This is a genomic window from Dethiobacter alkaliphilus AHT 1 (genome assembly GCF_000174415.1).
GTDB lineage: Bacteria > Bacillota > Dethiobacteria > Dethiobacterales > Dethiobacteraceae > Dethiobacter > Dethiobacter alkaliphilus.
In genome coordinates, this window is record NZ_ACJM01000001.1 from 398,405 (window position 1) to 420,933 (window position 22,529).

The following is a 22,529-nucleotide window of genomic DNA, read 5'->3' on the forward strand; positions in this document are numbered from 1 at the left end:
CTATGAAGTATTTAATAGAAACACTTGTTGACTTTATAAAGGGTGAATGTACAGCTAAAACAGGCAAAGTAGTTTTTGTACTGCCTTCTTATACTTCCGAAATATTGCTCGGTGTGGGAAGTGAGCTTGAAGAGCATTTTGAAAATATCCCTGGTAGGAAGATCCAATTCAAGTACGGGATAGCTTATAAGTTGGGTCAAAAATGGCAGAACAGTTCTTCTGCGGATAGAGCTAATTTTGAGTTGGTAAAGAATAAGGGCTGGTATAATGAGGATGATAATTTAACTGAATACCGTAATACACAAAAACAAGAAGGCTACGACAATTTGGTTGTAGTTATGGCTGGCTATGAGTATATTAACGATCGGGAAAGCTTAAGAGACTTTTTTCACCTCGATCAACATGCGGTGTGGAATATATGTCTGAAGAAATCTTTTAAGAGCTGGCTTAAAAAATGCTTAGAAAATCAAATTGATGTGGATGATAGCGAAGAAGACATAAATAAAATAGAAGATATTTTAATAACGCTTCACGTTAATGGTCTGGCAGATCTGATTAGAATAAGTTCTTATTTGGAGCAGCAAGACATTTCTGTCGCTATGGATGGCAATGACGTTTACAAATTGGTTTTAAGCAATCTTTCCTCATTTAAATTGCCTCGGCTTATTGGCCTTTCTACGCGATATGCAAAGAAAAAAACATTTGCCCATTATTTAGAGAATTCGCTTAACTTTTTTAGTTACAGCATGTTTTTAGAATCTAATGCAAGAGAAAAAATTATCAGCAAGGTTAATAAGTTTAAAGAAGAGCTAGGCAATGGGGAAATAGAACAGCCGGACGAGGATCATTTGGGAGAGTTTCACAATATTGAGGAAGTAGTCGATACTCTAAAGGAATATATAGAAAAACGCTCAGAGGAATCAAAGAAAAAGCTTTATACTGTTGACTTTGTTTTTTTACTTGAGAAAATAATTGAATTTAAGAAGAATGGCTCAACAAGCTCAACAAAAAAGAACCCAAAAAAATTAAAAGGGCTGCCTCTTGATGTTTTTCTGCGGGGGATCTGGTTAACTTTAGGTGATTTCAAAGACGAGCTGAAGTCCAGTTCCATGTTTATTGGGGAAGATCTAAAAGGCATTACTGTTAGTAGTATCTCTTTTCGTCATGATTTTGAAGGCGGCGGAGATGACGATGAGTTATCGGAAAATGAGAAAGCTAAATACTTTCTAACACAAATTATTGGTGGGATTGATGAATTCCTCAAAGAACATATAAATATTGAACTGGATCTAAACGATGAAAAAGTAGCGATTGATTTTGCTTCAAACCTTAGTCCTCAAAATAATGATGATTTAACGTATAAAAAATCACATACAGCAGAGCCTTGGTTAAAGTTTCAGGTTATTGTTCACGCTGATCAAGCGAAGTCGATAAAAAGAGAGTTTACATGGGCTTTACCGCCTAATCACCAGTGCCGTATTGTAGCAAGCTTAATAGAAAATGTGGTTAAGGTTTATAAGGGTAATGCGCTGCCGGCATTTGGGTTACCCTATATGTCTGAAATTTTTTCTGCCAGTGAAGAAGAAGAAGCCAATCGAATTATGAATACAGCGTTACAAAAAAACTTTATCTTTTTCGACCTTCTTAATCTTCCGGGTATAGATAAAAAAGACCAAGTTAAGAAGCTGCTTCTAGATCTATCTTATTCATATCAAAAGTTTTTACTTGACTCAGTAGAGTCGGGCTTTTTCAGTGCGCTTAATTCACAGTACGATAATCTTCGCAGACATTTTACTAATGCCTATACTACATTTTTAGATTCGCGGTCTACTAGTGAATTAGCCCCTATTCTCTTTAAAGCGTTTCTTATTGTGTCAGATGAAGAAATGAAACTTACTGATTGGGGCTGGAGAGATAATATAATGGGTGCTGTAGTAACTCCTCTACATCCAGCATTGCTAGAAATGATTCGTCATCAGCACATTTTTTTGTGTGACAGTTTCCGGATTTATGTGCAAGATGCATTGACGCAACCCAAAAGTAAAATGTTAACAGAAAAAAGTTGGTCTCGAGTGATGGATTTAGCTACATTAAATCGGCCAATTTATGGGGTGTTGGAAAAAAATCAGATATTAAATACAAATGCTAAAAGCTATGGATATCTTCATCTAATAGGCGAATTGCACGGAGATAGCACATTTCTAGATTCTCGGCTGTTACTTGAATATGAGGAAGATGAAGAAGACGTAACTGATGCAGAATTGTTTGAAGAAACCCGTACCTCCCGTCTTGTAAGGCAGACCCTAGCAAATTATTGCGAATTATATCCTTTCGCAAGAGACGGGTTAAGTTTGGGCGCTTATTGTGGCAAGGATATACAGGCAGTTATTGCCGGAATCGATTCTTTTCTTAAGCAGATCTTATCTGATGAAAAGGATAAGGAGTATACGATAGCTCTGACTGTTTTTTCAGATAGCCGGGATGATTCCGCTGTTATGCGTTGGATAAACGCTTGGAAGGATAGATGGCAAGCAGCAGAATTGTCAAGCAATAAGAATTATTACAGTAATTGCAACATTTCTATTCATTACAAAGTCGTTTCTTCAGAGGAAAGCTACTCACAGTTTGAAAAGTTGCTAAGGGATACAGAATTTGACATAATGGTTTTCGCTGATTTCATAAAATCCGACGAAAGCAAGTTTGTCCCCTTAGAAGAGGAAGTAGGCGGTTTACAAGATTATCGAAAATTCCCTGTCCTTGAAAAAACCTGCTGTAAGATTACCGGAGGGGGAAAAGATCAACAACGAGAGAGGGTCTTAAGTAATCCAAGGTTCCGTTTGGGTCTGTTCCATGCTGAGGTTATGGCATATTTAAAGAGTGGTACATCAGAAAAGAGTCATGCAGTTATTAGTAAAAGCGATTACATACCGTGGATTAAGGTTGTAGATGAGGCTCATAAACAAAGTACGTGGGTTGTTTGTATTGACCCCGCTATAGACGAACAGTTGTTGTATAAAGACGCTACAAAGCGAGAGATCATAGGTTTAGGTACAGGTGTGGGGCCTCATGGTGAAAACAATTTTACTGTTTCTACAGAGAAGTTTTCTTTGGTAGATATTAAACAAAAAATAAGTGAACTAATTGCGTCATTATACGAAGATTTGAGTCATGAGGACAGTGAAAAGGTCGCAGACCGCTTAGTGGAGCAGGCCTTCCAAATTGCAGGTCTTTCTATAGTTAAGGCCACGGGACCAGACCGGTTTATACGTGAATTAGTTGCCAATTCTATTGTTAGGAAATTAGTTGATAGAGATGAAAGTGTTTTTTGTGATGAGATTATATCTTTGGATGCATTTTCCCATTGGTTTAACGATTTTGAGAAGCGTCCTGATCTCTTGAGAGTTAAAGCAAGAATCGTTGATGGCTATTTTGATATAGAAGCGCAGATAATTGAATGTAAGTTAGCTATGTACAATGAAGGCTTTCTCGAAAAGGCAAGAGAGCAGATTGAGAGTGGCCTTAGGCAGTTAGTATCAAATTTCCGCCCTAGAGGCAAAACCCCTTTAGGTATTGAAGAAGATGTTAATGTTAAGCCGGATCAGCGCTATTGGTGGATGCAACTACATCGTCTTATTGCTAATAAAGGTGAGACAGATAAGTCAAATTACCAAAAGGCAATTTTGGCACTAGAGCGTCTTAGTGAGGGTTTCTACAATATAAAGTGGCAAGCAGCAGCAGTGGCATTTTGGAATGATATTGACAACAATATTTTAGAGCATAACCAAGAATGGCAGTTCAACTTAGGAGGACAGGAATTATGTATTTCAGTGGTATCAGCTGGGAAACATTTTATTAAAGCTGTTAGCCTAGAAGAAGCTGTAGCAACTATTTTTAATGATTCTGCTTTACAATATCAACATGACCTCCATACTAGGTTAGATAAAAAGATAGAAATAGAAGAAGGCGATGTAACCGAGGAAGAAAAGGGTGATGGGGAGCAGAAAGGAGAATCTGCCATCGTAACCCAACAACTACAAGAGGAAAAAGTGGAAGTAGAAAAAGAAATTATTGAAGTTAAAGACAAGGTACACGAAAAGAAATTGCCAGACAGAATTTTGTTAGGAACATATGCTTCCGGTAGAGAAATATATTGGGAATTTGGCCATCCTGATTTGCCAAACCGGCATATTCTCGTTTTTGGTGCCTCAGGTACAGGGAAAACTTACACCATACAGGCATTACTGTGTGAGCTAAGTAAGTTTTCACAGAACAGTATTATTGTCGACTATACCAATGGTTTTACGAATAAGCAGCTGGAGCCTGTAGTAGTAGAAAAGTTAAAGCCACGACAGCACATCATTCGTAACGAAGCTTTGGCATTAAATCCATTTAGACAGCAATCAGATTTTATTGATGATATGGAGCTGACAGAAAACCCCACAAATACTGCCCAAAGGGTAACTAGCGTTTTCGTTGAAGTATACCAACTGGGTGATCAGCAAAAATCAGCGCTCTATAATGCCATTCGTACGGGTATAACCAAAGAAGGTAGCAGCTTTACTTTAGCTCAGCTAATTAATGAGCTTGAAGCAATTCAAGCCGCAGGAGGCCCTACTGCTAAATCAGCTGCAAGTGTGATCAGTAAAATCCAACCATTTGTTGATATGACTCCCTTTGGTGAAGAAGACCCTGAAAGTTGGGAAAAACTTTACAATGATGCGGTGGCGAATTGCCATATTATTCAGCTTGCTGGCTTTGCTAAAGATACATCACGATTAATAACCGAATTTTCCTTGATTGACTTGTATTGGTATTATCGTGCAAAAGGAAACAAAAATGATCCAAAGGTAATCGTTCTCGATGAGATTCAAAATCTTGACCATCGCTTAGAAAGCCCTATTGGTCAGTTTTTGACCGAGGGCAGGAAGTTTGGCATATCACTGATCTTAGCCACACAAACCCTTAGCAATTTAGGAAAAGATGAGAGGGATCGATTATTCCAGGCGGGCCACAAACTATTCTTCAAGCCAGCGGACACAGAGGTGCGTTCATTTGCACAAATTCTCTCTGATGCAACTGGATTAAAAAGTGAGGAATGGGTAGAACGCCTTACTTCACTTAAGCGTGGGGAATGCTATTCTCTTGGTTATGCATACAATGAGCAAACTAAAAAACTGGAAGTGGGAAAAAGCTTCAAAATAAAAATTAAAGCACTTGAAGAAAGGTTTTAGGATATTTATGCTACCTATTAATTTTCATAAAACATTCATGCCGGAGAGAAGGTTAATTGCGTCAATTTTAGAGTATGCTGCTGAGGATAAAGAAGGGAACTTTCAAGAAATCTCAGGAGAAACGGGAATTCCGATGGGTAAGTCAAGCGGTAAGGTCCCTGCTATCTTGGACTACGCAACCGGAATGAATTTAATCATCATAGAAAAAAAGACCACGGGCATTAGAAAACCAAGATTAACAAACTTTGGAGAGATTGTGCTCGAAGAAGATCCATTTTTGAGTGAGGATATGACGCAGTGGTTAGCTCATATGAATATGTGCCGAAGTGATATTGGGGCTCTGGCCTGGCACACTGTTTTCGCAATAGGGCGCAGTATCTTAGGCACAAACTTTAATAAGGCGCAATTAGAAAACTATTTAGTTAGCATGCTGGGAGCAGGCAAGGATAGGACAGGCCCTATGCTAGGCATGTATACAGATAGTGCGGCTTTTCAGGGAGCGGGAGTTTTAGTTGTTGATAATGAGAAAATAACGAGAAACAAAGCACCAATGATTGATGCTTTTGCACTCCCGTATTCTGCTTATATGCTCCTATTAATGGAGACATTCTTTCCAGGAGATAATCAGGTAACGATAAATGAGTTTAATGATAAAACAAATTGGTTTGATATATGTCATTGGAATCAGTCAGATACTGAGAATGTACTGAACATGGTTGAAAGAAAGGGTTTTGTATCAATTGACCGTCAAATGCAACCGTGGATAATTGAAAGAATGGCTGATTCCAGTGATGTTTGGACAAAGATTTATCATGATTTAGCTTAGTGGGGGTGCTTAACTTGAGAATCGGAGAAATAATTTCATTTAGGAAAGATCTACTTTTTAACGGGGCTGTTCAAATTGGCTGGTTTGAGAAAGATAAAAAACAAGCTGAAAAAGCTGCTCAACACTTTATTTTTCATGGTCCAGAATACCATGGGGCTGCTGCTGAAGATTTTGGTGAGGGTGTCCATAAACTTGTGGATACAGCAACATTCACAGCTGATCTTTTGGAGCGGATCAGTGGAAATATCTCCGATGAACCATTTTCGTTAGCTATTGCAGGGTATGGCACAGGTAAATCTCATTTAGGCGTAACCCTTGCATCTCTGTTAAGCAGTCCCTCATCGAAAGTTTCAGAGAAAATTTTAGATAATATCTCCATGGCAGATGCTGCTATAGGTAGACGTGTAAAAGATGTATTTTCAAAGGATAGCAAGCCTTATTTGGTTTTAACCGTCAATGGCATGCAGGATTTTGACCTTACAGCTGAAATTGTTCGTCAAATCTTACAAATAATTAATAGCCATAATCTAGATACTACAGTGCTGGAGAATTTAAGACCCCGCTTTAAAACGGCAGTAAACTTCACAGAATCATTTTTTAAATCCCTTCAAACTGACTTTGAGGCAGCATTTGGCCCGGAAGTTTCATTGGATGAAGTAGTCGAAAAGCTGAAACATCAAGATGATGAGACGTTTTGTAGAGTAAATGAAATATTTGAGCAGAAGATGTCGCAGCCAATTACAGCTACAGGGCAGGAGTCTTTACATGATTTTATTAGGGTAACGAAGGAAGCATACTGCGGTGAAGGTAAGCCCTTTGCCGGTATTGTTATCATCTTCGATGAATTTGGACGTTATCTTGAGTTTTCAGTCCAAAAACCACATATTGCTGGATCTGGAGCTCTTCAGAAACTATTTGAAAGTGTCCAAGAAAACGCTGACAAAGTATTTTTGCTAGGTTTTATCCAGTATGAGTTAAAGGCCTATATAAGTAGGGTGGCTCCTGAACTTCGAGACGATTTGAATCGCTACGTCACCCGCTTCGATTCAGTTAGAAAAATTAGACTTTCTACCAACTTAGAAACCCTTATCTCTAATCTCTTGGAGAAAAAAAATCAAGAGGAATTGTCAAAGCAAACTTCAGTATTAGCAAAGCAAAGAAATTCTGTTCAGGCAAATATGAGGCGGTGGTTTCCGGATATTAGTAAATACTCTTTATGGTTGGATGCTGACCGCTTTGAGAGAGTAATACTTAAAGGGTGTTGGCCAATGCACCCTATTTCAACATGGATTTTTTATAAACTCACTACTGTTGGAAAGTCTCTTCAACAAAGGTCTGCTCTCTCTTTATTAGCCGATATCATTAACGACTATAGTAATGTTGAACTAGCTCCGGGAAATTCCATTGTTCCAGCTGATCTTTGCAATGAATCACTTATAAATGAGTTTTTGTCATCAGAACGTGCTGGTCAGCAAGGAGCAACTGCCCACGCTTTTGACAGTGTTGTGGAAAAATATCAACATGAGCTGAGTGAAGAAGAAAGAAGTGTTTTAAAAAGTGTATTACTTACTACAAAAGTTGGAGTAAAAATAGATTCCCGCGATGAATATGTTAACGTTTTGAGGACATTCAGCGGCCTTGACGAAACTACAACTAGAAATGTGTTGCATTTATTAGAGCAAGAGTACGCTGTCTTGGCTTGGAACGAAAGACTGCGCCAATACGAAATTGTTGATGATGCTGTCCCGCGCAGCGCTTTTATTAAGCAGCTTACGTCTAGGGTTGCAGAAATTGATATTAAAACCAGGGCAAATATTTTTAGCCAAAAATATGGCAACTGGTCACAAAACCTGACATATTTAACGGATTTTGGACCCCAAAATAATATCACTACTAAAGAATGGAATTATAAGATAACGTATACAAGTGTTGAGCTGTTAAACGGCCAAATTGATTACACATTACGTTCTTGGTCCGATGCCAGAGGTGTAGATGAAGATAAAGGACAGTTGATCTATTGCTATGTTGGTCCAGACAGTAACTTAGATTCGGTAAAAGAACTTAGCCGTAGCGCAATCAACAATAGTCTTGCTAAAAATAAAATCACTTCCGAACACGGTGCGCCTTTAGCTGTAATATTTCTCCATGATGCTAATGGTTCTTTAGGAGAAAAAATTGCGCAGTACTGGGTACTTGAGGAGCAATTAAGTGATGATGAGGCCCAAAAATTCTCTACGTTTATATTAAATACAAAAGAATCAACCAAGCAGGAAATAGATAATTTATTCTCAGAGCTAGAGAGGAACCGTGACATAGTTTTTGCGACAGAAAAAAGCATTAAATCATCCAGAATCAGTGTTATGCTTACATATTTGTTCGGAAAAGTATATCCTGAAATAATACCATTTCCATTTGACGGTTTTCATACCGCTAGGGGAAATGCCGCTAAGGATAGTCAAACTTTTATCAAAGAGTTATTCTTCGGTAATTTGGACAGAGAGTGGATTTCAGCGAGAGGTGCCCAGCAACGAAATCGTGCCTATAGTGTATTAGATAAAGAATGGGGTGCCATAGCTGATAACGGCAGTGTTAGACTAAAGCCGATACAGCCTACAATAAAAGTAATATTTGAAGAATTAGATAACAAATTGCAAAGAACAGTTGAACAAAATGATACTATGAATTTGGGTAGTGTAATTAAAGAATTATGTGCACCTCCGTATGGGTGTAATTTAGCATCTGCAGGCATGATCTTGGCACTTTTTATTGGCCGCAGAAAAGGTGAGATTAATCTTTATAAAAGTGACGAAGTAATAAGCATCGATAATTGGCTGCAAGATGCAATGCCTAAAAACTATTTAGATATATCAATATTAGATAACACTAGCATTATTAAAGTTTCAGAGGATGCCCTTTCTGAATGGGAGCTTCTCCTAGAAGATTGGGATGCTGAGAAAGTCTATATTAAAAAAGTTAAATACCCCACTAAAGCAGTTGATCTGGAGAACCGAATACCTGTACCCCAACAACTTTATTATAGATATCAGTTGCTACAGAAAAGTACGGCTGGAGTTAAAGAAGAACTCAATTTATTTGAAAGAAAATTAGAAGAAGCGCTAGACAAAATTGAAAATGGGATTGATAAAGAAAATATTAGCTTACTTACATGGGGCGCAGATCTCCTTATGGATTTAAAAAATAAGTTTTATTATAATCAGGATCCCTGGACGAAAGAGCAAGTTGACGAAGTAGAAGAAAATTTAAACAGTGCAAAAGCTAAAATTAAGGAGATCTTTCCAGCATGGCTTAAGACCCAAACTATTTTTAGTCTGGAGCATTTAGGGAAGTTTAAGCATGTAAGGTTGACAAAAGTTGCACCTGTTCTTGAAAAGTTAGGGTTAACCGATGAAAAAGAACGATTATTTAGCCACGTTGAAAAAGTAGAGGGTGACTTGCGTCATATTGCCGAAATAAAACAAACAGCTTCTGATATTCAGCAGATGGTACTCAATAATGTTATTACAAACTCTACAACTCTAAACGACTTAAACAAGTGGCTTGAACAGGTAAAAGAGCTTGCTCTTCGCTTGGCAGAAGCTAGGGAAAGAACAGATTTAGCACGTGATGAACTTGATGATGCTGCAAAAAAATTGAAGTACTTTAAAGACAAATGTAAAGAGCAGATAAATTCGTATTATGATAGAACTACAAACCTCTACAATATAGATAATTTATCCTCTCTCCACGATATAGCTTACTGGCGCAAAGAAGCCAACTCATTATTAATAATATTTCAGGGACATGAACGTGACACCGAAGATTTGGCATTAGTTATCAAGCAACTAGACCTTATTGAAAATCATCTTAAGGTTCTAAATGATGCCAACTTAACTGAAGACGGATTAAGTAAGGCCATTAGCAACTGTTATAAAGAAACTGAAACTGAATTTGCAGAAGACGCCCCTCCTCTAGACTACGAGTCAATTTATGAAGGAATAATTAATGCAGTGCGAGCTAATAGAGAGCAAAAGGCTCGAGAGTGGATGAAAGATGTTCCTGAGATTAGGGAGATTGCTAACTATGATTCTTATGAAGCAATGTCAGTAAAACAACGCCTGTTAAACATCCCACCGGTTTTAAATAAAGCACAGATACAAACGGTTCAACAAGCAGTAGGAGCGTGTGATGATCGTATTGATGAGTTAGAATTAGATGGAATGCTAGCCAGGTTTGAAACTTTGTCCGATAATAATAAGAAAGTATTTTTAAAGAGAATCACCCCATACCTTCAAAAATTAACAGGATAGAGAGAGTGGGATTTTCATGAGTAAAGTGATATATTTGGATTATCACTCGACAACTCCATGTGATCCGAGAGTCCTAAAGGTAATGCTTCCTTATTTTGAAGAGGATTATGCTAATCCGTCAAATAATTACCATTATGCAGGACGCATGGTTCAGTCTCATATTGAGGAAGCACGTAGAAAAATTGCTAGTATTATTAACGCTAATGAAAAAGAAATTATATTTACAAGCGGAGCCACAGAAAGTAATAATCTCGCTATATTGGGATTGGCTAGGACATATCAAGGAAAGCGTAATAAAATTGTTACTACGCCAATCGAACACAAATCAGTCTTAAAATCTTGCGAGTATCTCGAAAAACACGGGCTGGTCATTGATTATTTGGACGTTGATCATACTGGGGCCGTAATTTTAGAAAGTGCTAAAGATATCATTGATGAAACAACCTTACTTGTTTCTATACAGGCCTGTAATAATGAGATAGGTACTATACAACCATTAGTAGAAATATCTAACATAGCAAAAGAATCAGGAGCTCTGGTCCATTGTGATGCAGCTCAAGCAGTAGGCAAAATTCCTGTAGACGTAGCCCATTTCGATGTTGATTTTTTATCCATTAGTTCGCACAAGCTTTACGGACCCAAAGGAGTTGGTGCTCTGTTTATAAGAAAAGGCTTAAGGCGTTCTTTGGAGCCCCTATATTGGGGTGGTGATCAGGAGTTGGGACTGCGCCCGGGAACTCATAATGTTCCTGGAATTATAGGTATGGCAGAGGCTTGCTTAATATGTGAAGAAGAGATGGTGCTAGAGTCAAGTGAAACCAAAGATTTGCGGGATTTATTTGAGCGTAGCTTGAAGAAAAACATTCCAGATATTAAGTTTAATGGCAATGAGCATAATAGATTGCCAGGAAACAGTAATATTACTTTCCCAGGTGTAGAAGGGGATGCTTTATTGCTAAATTTACCACAACTGGCGCTAAGCATCGGTTCGGCATGCAATACAGGCGCAATAGAACCTTCTTATGTATTAACAGCAATAGGTCTGTCAAGGGAATACGCGAATTCAACAATTAGAATTGGAATCGGCAGGTTTACTACAGAGGCTGAGATAATGACTGCTGTAAAGGAAATCACTGATGCGTATAATTTGTTATTGAACAAAGTAATTTAACAGTGAGGCGAAAGCCAGACGCGAGAAGTTAACCATAATCTCAAAATGGTTAACTTCTCCTGGGTTTGGTTTAAATATAATCATCCTTATAAAGGGATATTAATTTTAAATAGAGAGAAAATGGGGTCAGGTTTTTAATATTTTGATTAGAAAGCGTGATTAGATGATAGATGTGGTAGCAGCAATATTGGAAAATCACCAAGGACAGGTCCTTATTGCTAAAAGAAAACAGGGAAAGAAGATGGCTGGCTTCTGGGAGTTTCCCGGTGGCAAGGTAGAGGCTGGGGAAAGCCCAGAACAGAGCCTTATTCGAGAGCTGAATGAAGAAATGAATATAGAGATCGAGATAGGTGACTATGTGGGAGAGAATGTTCATTTCTATCAGGAAGGGCCGATTAAACTATTAGCCTATAAATGCAGTGTAAAAGCAGGGGATATTAAATTAACCGACCATGACCGGTATGTATGGATCAATGTAGAAGATTTAAATAAAGTCAGATTGGCTCCTGCAGATGTACCGTTTATTGAAATGTTGTCAGACTCTAATTAGCGAGGGAAGAATAATGGACGAGTGTATCTTTTGCAGAAAAGAAGGTGCCGGGTTAATCTGTGAAAATGAGCTGGCTAAGGCTTTTTACGATAATTTCCCGGTAAATAAAGGGCATGTACTGGTAGTGCCAAAAAGGCATGTGGCCACATATTTTAAGGCCAGTCAGGAAGAGCTTAGTGCTATAAATGAGCTTATTTTTGAAGTTAAAGAGGTGCTGGATGCGGAGTACCAGCCTGATGGATACAATGTTGGTATTAATGTGGGTGAGGCCGGGGGGCAGACAGTTTTTCATCTACATGTACATGTAATTCCCAGATATGCTGGGGATGTGGAGAATCCCCGGGGTGGGATTAGAAAGATTAAGAAGAGTATTGTTTCTTATCCTTTGGAGGATGAGGCTGATGAGAAAGTTTACAATAAACTTGTACGAGATAAGATCCCAGCAATAATTGAAGCTTCAGGGAAAGAGCCGGTTTATAGGGTGGCAGATGAAGAGGAGTACAGTTATTTATTAAAGGAGAAGCTCTGGGAGGAGGTTAGAGAGTATTCGAATACTAGGTCTGCTGAGGAACTAGCAGATATATTGCAGGTGTTAAGGAGTTTGGTAGAAGATCAAGGGCTGGAGTGGCAAGAACTTGAATCTATGGTTGATAAGAAATTTGATGAGTGTGGGGGATTTGAAAAGAGAATATTTTTAGAGCGGGTAAAGAACTAATTTAAGGGGGAAGGGAATATGGCCTTAATTAGAGCTAATGAGTTTATGAAAAAGGAGCCAAGGAATCAAAGGATTCATGGCCCTGTAAATTCGTCCTATTTTGTGTTCCCGGAGTATGCAAGAGATCCTAAACAGAAAGTCCTGCAGATTGAGACCTATGGTTCAGTTGACCGGGTACATAAGGGGAAAACTAGTCAGACCATGCAATTTGATTATGATTCAGCTAAGGCATTATACGATATCTTGGTTAGAGAATTTGAGTTTAATTAAAATTAACACGAGCGATTGTTCCAGCATGAATATGCTGGTTTTTTTTGTTGTTTGAGACAGGATGAAAATGGATAAGTATGGGAAATTGAAGGGATTCTGTATGTTAATGGCGAAAAATACCAGATAATGAGGGGAGCAGCATTTAGCTGGCATATTGCCGGTATGGCAAAGGGGTATGAAAATGAAATCCATCGCCTACATTGATCTGGAAGTGCAACCTCGTACTGGCGCCATTTTGGATATTGGCGGCATTAATGATGCCGGAAATGTCTTTCATTCCAAATCCATGGCTGGGTTTATCAGTTTTCTTAAAAGTGCCGACTATTTATGCGGCCATAATATCATTAAGCATGACTTAAAATACATACAGTCAGCTTTAGAGAACTCTGGGATATCGACTGATAACGTAATAGATACCCTATATTTATCTGCGTTATTGTTTCCCAAGAAGCCTTACCATGCCCTTGTAAAAGATGAAAAGCTGCAAACGGACGAACTAAATAATCCTGTAAATGATTCAATTAAAGTCAAAGAGTTGTTTGCTGATGAAGTGATGGCTTTTAATAGTTTAGAAGAACCGTTAAAGCAGATTTTTTATTTGTTGTTGCAGGATCAAAAAGAGTTTCGGTCCTTTTTTACATATCTGGGATATGAGGCGGTTGTAGAGGAACCGGTACTACTTATTAAAAAACATTTTGCTTCAGAGATCTGTGGAGATGTGGATCTTAGCACATTAATTGCAGAGTATCCTGTTGCTTTGGCTTTTGCTCTGGCAGTGATTAATGTGAAGGATCGATTTTCTGTTACACCACCTTGGATATTAAAGAACTATCCTGAAGTGGAACGGATTATGGATCTTTTACGGAATCGTCCTTGTCTTAGGGGTTGCTCATATTGTGAACAAGCATTGGATGCGCGGCGGGGGCTGAAGTGGTTCTTTGGATTTGATTCATATCGTACTTTTGGAGGGGAACCGCTGCAGGAAAACGCGGTGAAGGCGGCAATTGATAATAAGTCACTGGTGGCTATTTTTCCTACCGGGGGTGGGAAGTCCATTACTTTTCAGGTGCCTGCTTTAATGAGTGGAGAAAACGTAAAAGGGCTTACCGTTGTTATCTCTCCGTTGCAGTCTTTGATGAAGGACCAGGTTGATAATCTGGAAAAAGCGGGTATAACCGATGCTGTGACCATCAATGGATTATTAGATCCCATCGAACGGGCGAAATCTTTTGAGAGAGTGGCGGACGGCTCAGCTTCTATCTTATATATATCGCCGGAGTCATTACGGTCTAGGACCATTGAACATATCTTGCTGGGCAGAAAGATTGTTCGCTTTGTTATTGATGAGGCTCACTGTTTTTCTGCCTGGGGGCAGGATTTTCGTGTGGATTATCTGTATATTGGCGACTTTATTAAAACAATCCAGGAGAAAAAGAACCTTGCAGAAGGAATTCCTGTATCTTGTTTTACCGCTACTGCTAAGCAAAAGGTAATTGAAGATATTCAGGACTACTTTAAGAATAAGTTGGCTATAAATTTGGAGGTATTTAGCTCCAGTGCTAGCCGGACTAATTTAAGATACAAAGTTATTGAGAAAAGGGACCAGGAAGAAAAATATAATACGCTGAGGCATTTAATACAACAGAAAGAATGCCCCACCATTGTATACGTTTCAAGGACAAGGAGAGCCTATGAGCTTGCCGAAAGGCTAACCAAGGACGGGTATCTGGCCAAGCCCTATCACGGTAAGATGGATAAGAAGGAAAAGTCCGAGAACCAAGATGCCTTTATTGCCGGAGAGGTGCCTATAATGGTGGCCACTTCTGCTTTTGGCATGGGTGTTGATAAGAAAGATGTGGGCATGGTTATTCACTTTGAAATATCAGATTCTTTAGAAAATTATATTCAGGAAGCGGGACGAGCCGGACGGGATGAGCAAATTACGGCGGACTGCTATATTTTATATTGCGACGATGATTTAGATAAACACTTTGTGTTACTGAATCAGACTAAAATCAATATTAAGGAAATACAGCAGGTTTGGAAAGCAATCAAGGGGGTTACACGTTTTCGCAAGACTGCCTCCCAGTCGGCTTTGGAAATTGCCAGAAAGGCTGGTTGGGATGAAGGTATTAGTGAAATAGAAACAAGGGTGCGAACTGCTATTGCGGCTTTGGAAGAGTCGGGGTATATTCGGCGGGGGCAGAATATGCCAAAGATCTTTGCCGATAGTATCCTTTGTAGAAACGCAATGGAGGCTATTGATAAAATCAATGCTTCTAAGCTTTTTGATGAAAAAGAAAAGGAAAATGCTATACGGATAATAAAAAAGCTTATTTCCAGCAGAAGTCGGAGTCAGGCCCAAGATGAGGCTGCGGAGTCACGGGTGGATTATATCTCAGACCAGCTTGGGATTGAAAGAGAAAAGGTTATTAGCACCTTAAACCTGCTAAGGGAAGAACGAATTCTGGCAGATGCCAAGGATCTTTCGGCCTATATTAAGCAGGGGGAAAGGACAAACCGTTCTTTGCAGCTTTTTTTATCTTATAGCTGTATTGAAAAAAACCTTGTTACGGTTTTGGGAGAAGAAGAGGCTACCTATAATGTGAAAGAACTAAACGAAGAGTTGGAAAGATTAGGATGCAATGATGTAACGCCCAATAAGATACGTGTGATCTTAAATTATTGGACCATTAAAAAGATGGTTAAATATAAGAACCTGGAGTACTCGAAAAACCATATCCGACTAATTGTTTTAGAGTCAAAAGAAAAGTTCCAGGAACGATTAGAAAAAAGGCAGGAGCTTGCCAAATTTATAATTGAATATCTTTTTTCTCAAGGCAGTAAGTTGAAAAGTGAACCTCATTCTGAAGAAATACTGGTTGACTTTTCGGTAAATGAATTAAAGAAAGCATATGAAGAGAGCATGAGCCTGTTTAAAATTGATGCTGGTATTGCAGATATTGAGGATACTCTTTTCTATCTATCCCGCATTGAGTCAATAAAGATTGAAGGCGGCTTCTTGGTGGTCTATAATCCTATGACCATTGAACGGCTGGAGGAAGATAATAAAATACGCTATAAAATTGAGGATTATCAGAAGCTGGGCCAGTTCTATGAAAACAAAGTTCAGCAGATTCATATTGTCGGGGAATATGCCAAAAAGATGATTGATAATTACCGGGACGCCCTGCAGTTTGTAGAAGATTACTTCCGCTTAAATTATACCTCTTTTCTTAACAAGTACTTTCAGGGAAGCAGAGGAGAGGAAATTAGAAGAAATATTAGTCCCAGCAAATTCAGGCAATTGTTTGGTGAGTTGTCACCGACACAGTTAAACATTATTAAGGATAATCAAAACAAGCATATTGCTGTTTTAGCGGGCCCGGGAAGCGGAAAAACCAGAGTGCTGGTTCATAAATTAGCTTCTCTGATTTTGATGGAAGATGTGAAGCATGAGCAGCTACTGATGCTTACTTTCTCTCGCGCTGCAGCTACTGAGTTTAAGAAACGACTCACACAACTTATAGGTGGTGCGGCTAATTTTATTGAGATTAAGACCTTCCATTCTTATTGTTTTGATTTAATGGGCAGAGTCGGCAATGCTGAGAAGTTTGACGACGTAGTAAAAGCTACAATTGAAAAAATCCGCAATGGGGAAGTCGAGCCAGGTAGAATTACAAAAACAGTCCTTGTCCTTGATGAAGCGCAGGACATGGATCAGGATGTATTTAACCTGGTGCAGACTTTAATGGCGCAGAATGAAGATATGCGAGTCATAGCAGTGGGAGACGATGATCAAAACATCTATGAATTCCGTGGCTCAAGTTCCAAATATCTGAGAGAATTTATGGTGGAAAATCAGGCGGCACATTATGAGCTACTGGAGAACTATCGCAGCAAAAGAAATCTGGTTCATTTTACGAACCAGTTTGCACCGCTGATACGAGGTCGTTTAAAGAAAAATGAAATTATGGGACACAGCAAGGAAAACGGAGATATACGCATTTTGCAATACCTTAAAAATAATCTGCTCGTTCCCTTTGTGGAAGATCTTGCTGCTACCGAGCTTGTGGGAAGTACCTGTGTGCTGACTCAAACCAATGATGAAGCACTTCAGGTGACAGGCTTGTTGTTGCAAAGGGGAATACCGGCAAGGTTGATTCAAACCAATGAGGGCTTTTATTTATACGATCTTGTGGAGTTGCGATTCTTTCTGGCGCAACTATCGATTGATCCTACAACATCAATAGTGAGTGATGATATCTGGAATAGGGCAAAAAGGTCTTTGGTAAATAGATATGGCAAAAGTGAGATTCTGGATATTTGCAAAAGAATAATCTTGGATTTTGAAGCCATCTATCCAAAAAGAAAGTATATAACGGATTTTGAAGTCTTTATTAAAGAATCTAAACTGGAAGATTTTTATGCAAATTCGAGAGAGACTATTTTTGTCTCTACCATTCATAAGGCGAAAGGAAAAGAATTTGATAATGTTTTTCTTTTGCTTGAAAACTTCAATTTAAACACAGAGGAGAAGAAACGACAGCTTTATGTGGCAATGACACGAGCAAAAAGCAACCTAACCATCCATCTTAATGGAGGTTACCTCAATCATATCCAGGCGCAGAATTTGAGAAGGTTTCAAGATAGCGCTCAGTACGAATTACCGGAAAAACTAGCTATGCAGCTAAGTTATCGGGATGTATGGCTAAGTTATTTTATCCGGCGGCAGAATGTAGTTGGCTCCCTGCTAAGCGGTGATATTTTGCAGTATAAAGACGGGGAATGGCTGACGGATAAGGGTATGCGGGTGCTCAAACCTTCCAGAAGGTGTGCGGAGCGAATCGAGCGGGTTCAGAAAAATGGTTATGAGCCCCAATATGCCAAAATTAACTTTATTGTATTCTGGCGAAATGAAGAAGAGGATCAGGAAGTAAGAATTGTTCTGCCGGAATTACATTTTGAGAGAATAGAATCAGAGCAAAATGTAAGGTTGGAGAAGTATTAGGTGTTTACTGGAGGTGGGATTATGACTGGTAGAAAATATGATAGATTAAAAGATTATTTAACAGGTATTGACAACGATACTATTGTTATTAAGATGCATTACGATGAGTTAGAAAAAATTATTCAATCTGAGTTGCCACAATCTGCTTATAAGCACAGGACATGGTGGGCAAACGGTGGGCATATTCAAGCAGATGCATGGCTGGAGGCTGGTTGGAAGGTTGATGCTGTGGAGATGGGGCAATTTGTTGTTTTCGAAAAAACGGCGACACAGGAGCGAAGTGTCCAGATTGGTAGTAGATATAAGCATTATAAAGGAACCGAATATATAGTTTTGTTGCTAGCGAAGAACTCTGAGACATTAGAAAAAGTTGTAGTATACCAGGATCGTTATGACGCAAGTAAAGTCTGGGTTAGGCCGTTAGCGATGTTTTCTGAGAAAGTTGAGATTGATGGTAAGTTTATTGACAGGTTTGAAGAAATTCCTGAAAATTCGAGAGATTGAATTAATACTATTATTATTGAACTGGTGAAATGACAAGAGAGAGGTGAGAGTTAGCATGACAAATTCAAGGCTCCAAGCTCTTATTGCTGAAGAATTGTCACAGCTGCTTTTCGAAACATACCAGGAAAAACATTTGCCTCAAATGGTTAAAGGTTTTGGTTCGGCTGGTTTTACCCGGGCAACTCTTGTTCAGTCTCCTGCTAATCTTTTTCTAATGTTAGTTACAGCCACTTATGACCGACGCCCTTTTACAGGTGCGGCAGGAGGCTTCGAATATATTTGGGGAATTAAAGACCGTGAGCAGGGGATTCCTGCAAGATTTAAAGCAATGGGTTTGGCAGAACCAACACGAGTAAGTAAAATGTCACAGTCTGATTTACAGGCATTTCTAGCGAGAGAGTATATTGGGGATTATACATTGGATGGTGTGTCTAAGGTAAGTTATGCTGCGTCTTTACTAAGCGCTGCAGAAATAGTGGATAGCCTTCATAAGAGATGTGTTCAGGTAAAAAGTTCAGTAGATGCTTCTGATTTCTATATAGAGCTTACAAAGGTTTATGGCATTGGTGAAACAATTGCGGCCAAATTGAGCAAGTATCTTTTGCGGGAAATAGCTATAGGGGAAATAACGCCGATAGATTTCCCATTAACGGTAGTTTGGCCGCTAGTTATGGAGTATCATAACGACCAGGCTATAAAGAAGCTACGACAATTAGGTGATGATGTTGTGCCATTATCTTTAGGCATGCTTTTGCAAAAAGGAGACCCCTTTGCCATTGATGCCCTGTTTTACATGAATAGGCAGGAACCTGTTAAGCTAGATGAATTTATTGCTGAAATGAAGCAGTGGCGACGGTCTGGTAGAGTAAATCGATCTGTAGTGAGCAGTAAGGCTGTGCCAAATCAAGATACCGCTAAAATACTTTTAGGAATTATCAGGGATGTCTGCAGTGATATAAATGAGATTACAGCTAGTGAGTTAAGAGGATTAGGGAAGCCAGAGCAGGTTAAGTCTGCAGCCGCCAGGCTGTACAGTAATATGGCTGCATATGCATCACGAGGTGAAATAGAGCAGATGTACAGGTACTACCAAAACTGCCTTAGAGTTAAAGCCGGGAAGGACTGGGATTCCCTTCTGGAGAAAATAGGGCGAAAAAGCTTACGGACAGAATGGGAACGGTTTCAGGCTGCTTATCAGGGAACCAATGTCCACCGGGAAAAGGTAGCTGTAAATAATGAACAAAAGAAAGAAGAGAAGATCACTGAAAATCTCTGTTTGAATTGCATCTTAAGAAAAGAATGCTTTGATGCGTATTTATCTAAAGATAAATGTAGCCAGTATAAGGCCGGACCCACCACGCAACCTAAGCACTGGCCAGCGGAAATGGAAGGACCGTATGGGAGAAAAGGCAAACACTTTACCAGCAAATAGGGGCATATATTGTTAGGCTTAAAGGCATGCGGTTCCATAGTACATATGTCTATTAGTTAAAGCTAGATATTCGGTTTACTGCGGGAGGTTGACAATGCAGGAAAACATTAAAGTGGTGCTGCAGGCGCTAAAGAAGCGGGGTATCTCCTGTTCATATGCTGCAGATAAGGAACAGGCTCTGGGGGAATTGTCCGGGTTGGTTGCAAAAGGCTGCAGTGTAGGCATCGGTGGGTCGATGACTGTGCAGGAGTTGGATGTGGAGTCAGTGTTAAAGGAGAGAGGATGCAGAGTATTCTGGCACTGGCGGGTTAAGCAGGAGGAAGTGCAGGAAACACTTCGGCAGGCGATGCTGGCTGATGTTTATCTCAGCAGTACAAATGCTATTACCCTGGACGGACGGTTGGTGAATGTTGACGGGCGAGGTAATCGGGTGGCGTCTATGATATTTGGGCCTGAAAAGGTAGTGATTATTGCCGGTAAGAATAAGATTGTTAATGATTTAGAGGCTACTTTGGATCGTATTAAAAAGGTGGCTTGTCCACAGAATGCCAGAAGGTTGCAGTTAGAGACGCCTTGCGCTGAGACGGACAACTGTACAGATTGTTCATCGGCAGAGCGGATGTGTAACGTAACAACAATTATTGAAGGAAATCCTAACGGGGTAAAGATGCATGTATTGCTTGTGGGGGAGAATTTAGGATTCTAACAGGCTATTTTTTTGGCTGGGCGTCAGTTGGTGAGTTGAAGATAAAAAGATTGCTGAAAACAAAAGTGAAACAGCCGTAAATTCCATGGAATTTACGGCTGTTTTAATTGTTTTAAAGTAAGCGCTTAATAAGATAGTGGGTAGAAAAAAAGCAAAAACCAGTGTAAACTGAGTTTTTGCCCTCGTTTCTTCTATTTGCAGTTTTCTTGAACCTCCTGGCTCCAAGGGAGACAGTCTTCCAGAAACTCTGGATGCTGCCTAAATAATACGCCAGGAAGTTGGCTAAAGATGAAATGCAGATACTTGTATGGGTTCAGGCCATTGGCCTTGGCACTTTCAATGATGCTGTAAACGGCTGCGCTAGCTGTAGCACCCTTTGGGCTTCCGCTAAAGAGCCAGTTCTTTCGTCCAATTGTAAAGGGACGGATACTGTTTTCTGCAAGATTGTTGGAAATTGAGCAGTTGCCGTCTTTAAGATAATTCATGAGCTCTTCCTTATTGTTCAGAGCATAGTGCAAGGCTTCGTTTAATTTGGACTTTGGGAGAACCTTGTCTTTGTTGGAATGAATCCATGCCCAAAAAGCATCCAAAACAGGTTTTTCCTGCCTCACACGCTCTAATCTGCGATCTTCACTCGAAAGCTCTTCGAGAGCCTTTTCAATCTCAAAAAGCTTGTTGCAGAAGGCAATGCCTTCGCTTGCAAGGGTGGCTTCCGGGCGATGAATGTCTTTCGGAAGCGCATCCACGAACTTCCTCCGGACATGCGCCCAACAGAGGCATCTTGTAACTTCAGGAATCTTCTTGTAACCGACATAAGCATCGGAGTGAAGATAACCTTTGAAGTCTTTGAGGAACTCCTGCGGGTATTTGCCACTTCTTCCCGGCTGATACTCGAAGAGCCGGATGGCGTGTTCGGCATGCTTGCCGGAGCTGTACACCCACATGTAAGAATCGGTTGTATTCTTACGTCCCTTTTCATTCATTACCTGCACAGTGGTTTCATCAACGTGCAAGTAATGTTCATCCAACAGCTTCTTGCGCATCAGCTCTACCAAGGGCAACAGCCAGTCACGGGAGGCAACCATAATCCAATTGGCCATCGTCGCACGGCTTAAGCTTACCCCTAACGTCTGCCATTCCTTTTCCTGCCGGTAAAGGGGAAGGGCATTGACGAATTTCTGATGCATGACCCAGGCGACTGTGGATGGAGATGCCATGGAGTGCTGGATTACTGGATCGGGCATCGGAGATTTCTCCATGTAGGGTTTCCCATCCTTACGACAGGTACGACACTCAAAGGTTTCACGGTAGTAATCGATCACCCTGACTTTGGCAGGAATGAACTCAATTTCGGTACGGACGAATTCTTCACCGACAAATATAAGGGTAGTGTCGCATTCTTCACAGAAGCGATCCATTTCAACTAGCGTACAGAGACGTTTGTCCCGCGGAAGATCCTTTAGTAATTCCGCCCGTTGGCCGGGAAACTTCTTTCTGCGATATCCCTGTACTTCCTTGAGATCAGGCTCTGGAGCCTTTGGATCAGCCGTAATTTCTGTTTCATCAAAAAGAGACATCTGCCCCATAGGTAGAGACGATGTCTTCTCAGAGCTTTTTCCGAAAAGTTTACGTGTCAAATGATCGACTGTATCATGGAGCTTTTTGTTTTCCTGCTCCAGTTCGGATATACGGTTCTCTAGCTTTTTTAACTGCTCGGATGCGCTCATAAATGATGGTTTCCTTTGGTGTTTTTGCTATATTTAGTATAACATAAAAACCTCCAAAAAGCCAGTATTTATGGGCATT

The 22,529-nt window shown here is 39.8% G+C and carries 12 protein-coding genes; 11 read left to right on the top strand and 1 reads right to left on the bottom strand.

Annotated elements, in window-relative coordinates:
* Positions 1–2 precede the first annotated feature (2 nt).
* The 11 genes from DEALDRAFT_RS01960 to DEALDRAFT_RS02010 all read left to right on the top strand — a co-directional run bounded on the left by DEALDRAFT_RS01960 (position 3) and on the right by DEALDRAFT_RS02010 (position 20,723).
* Complete coding sequence (locus DEALDRAFT_RS01960; protein WP_008514341.1) at positions 3–5,231, top strand: ATP-binding protein; 5,229 nt, start codon at positions 3–5, stop codon at positions 5,229–5,231.
* Between the two features lie 7 nt (positions 5,232–5,238).
* Positions 5,239–6,057 carry a DUF4007 family protein gene (locus DEALDRAFT_RS01965; RefSeq protein ID WP_008514343.1) on the top strand — a complete coding sequence of 273 codons (819 nt, stop codon included), beginning with the start codon at positions 5,239–5,241 and terminating at the stop codon, positions 6,055–6,057.
* Between the two features lie 5 nt (positions 6,058–6,062).
* Positions 6,063–10,364 (top strand): hypothetical protein, encoded by a 4,302-nt coding sequence (locus DEALDRAFT_RS01970; RefSeq protein WP_395857721.1) that lies wholly within the window; start codon positions 6,063–6,065, stop codon positions 10,362–10,364.
* Positions 10,365–10,380: 16 nt separating this feature from the next.
* Positions 10,381–11,535, top strand: a complete 1,155-nt coding sequence (locus DEALDRAFT_RS01975) for a cysteine desulfurase family protein (protein WP_008514347.1) — start codon at positions 10,381–10,383, stop codon at positions 11,533–11,535.
* A gap of 163 nt (positions 11,536–11,698) precedes the next feature.
* The gene (locus DEALDRAFT_RS01980; RefSeq protein WP_008514349.1) at positions 11,699–12,085 is read left to right on the top strand and encodes a (deoxy)nucleoside triphosphate pyrophosphohydrolase; all 387 of its coding nucleotides are present in this window, start codon (positions 11,699–11,701) and stop codon (positions 12,083–12,085) included.
* 13 nt (positions 12,086–12,098) lie between these two features.
* Entirely contained in the window at positions 12,099–12,800 is a 702-nt protein-coding gene (locus tag DEALDRAFT_RS17470; RefSeq protein WP_008514352.1) for an HIT domain-containing protein, read from the top strand.
* An 18-nt stretch (positions 12,801–12,818) separates the two neighbouring features.
* On the top strand, positions 12,819–13,070 hold the full coding sequence (locus tag DEALDRAFT_RS01990; RefSeq protein WP_008514355.1) for a hypothetical protein: 252 nt from the start codon (positions 12,819–12,821) through the stop codon (positions 13,068–13,070).
* Between the two features lie 181 nt (positions 13,071–13,251).
* On the top strand, positions 13,252–18,081 hold the full coding sequence (locus DEALDRAFT_RS01995) for a RecQ family ATP-dependent DNA helicase (RefSeq protein WP_008514357.1): 4,830 nt from the start codon (positions 13,252–13,254) through the stop codon (positions 18,079–18,081).
* Between the two features lie 21 nt (positions 18,082–18,102).
* Positions 18,103–18,585: a DUF1653 domain-containing protein gene (locus DEALDRAFT_RS17475; RefSeq protein WP_008514359.1), complete on the top strand. Its 483-nt coding sequence runs from the start codon at positions 18,103–18,105 to the stop codon at positions 18,583–18,585.
* Positions 18,586–18,640: 55 nt separating this feature from the next.
* A complete protein-coding gene (locus tag DEALDRAFT_RS02005) occupies positions 18,641–20,017 on the top strand; it encodes a hypothetical protein (protein ID WP_008514361.1) in 1,377 nt (458 codons plus the stop codon).
* 94 nt (positions 20,018–20,111) lie between these two features.
* Entirely contained in the window at positions 20,112–20,723 is a 612-nt protein-coding gene (locus DEALDRAFT_RS02010; protein ID WP_008514364.1) for a lactate utilization protein, read from the top strand.
* Between the two features lie 191 nt (positions 20,724–20,914).
* On the opposite strand, the gene DEALDRAFT_RS02015 is transcribed toward DEALDRAFT_RS02010, so the two are convergent.
* On the bottom strand, positions 20,915–22,450 hold the full coding sequence (locus DEALDRAFT_RS02015) for an IS66-like element ISDeal1 family transposase (protein ID WP_008514365.1): 1,536 nt from the start codon (positions 22,448–22,450) through the stop codon (positions 20,915–20,917).
* Between the last annotated feature and the right edge of the window lie 79 nt (positions 22,451–22,529).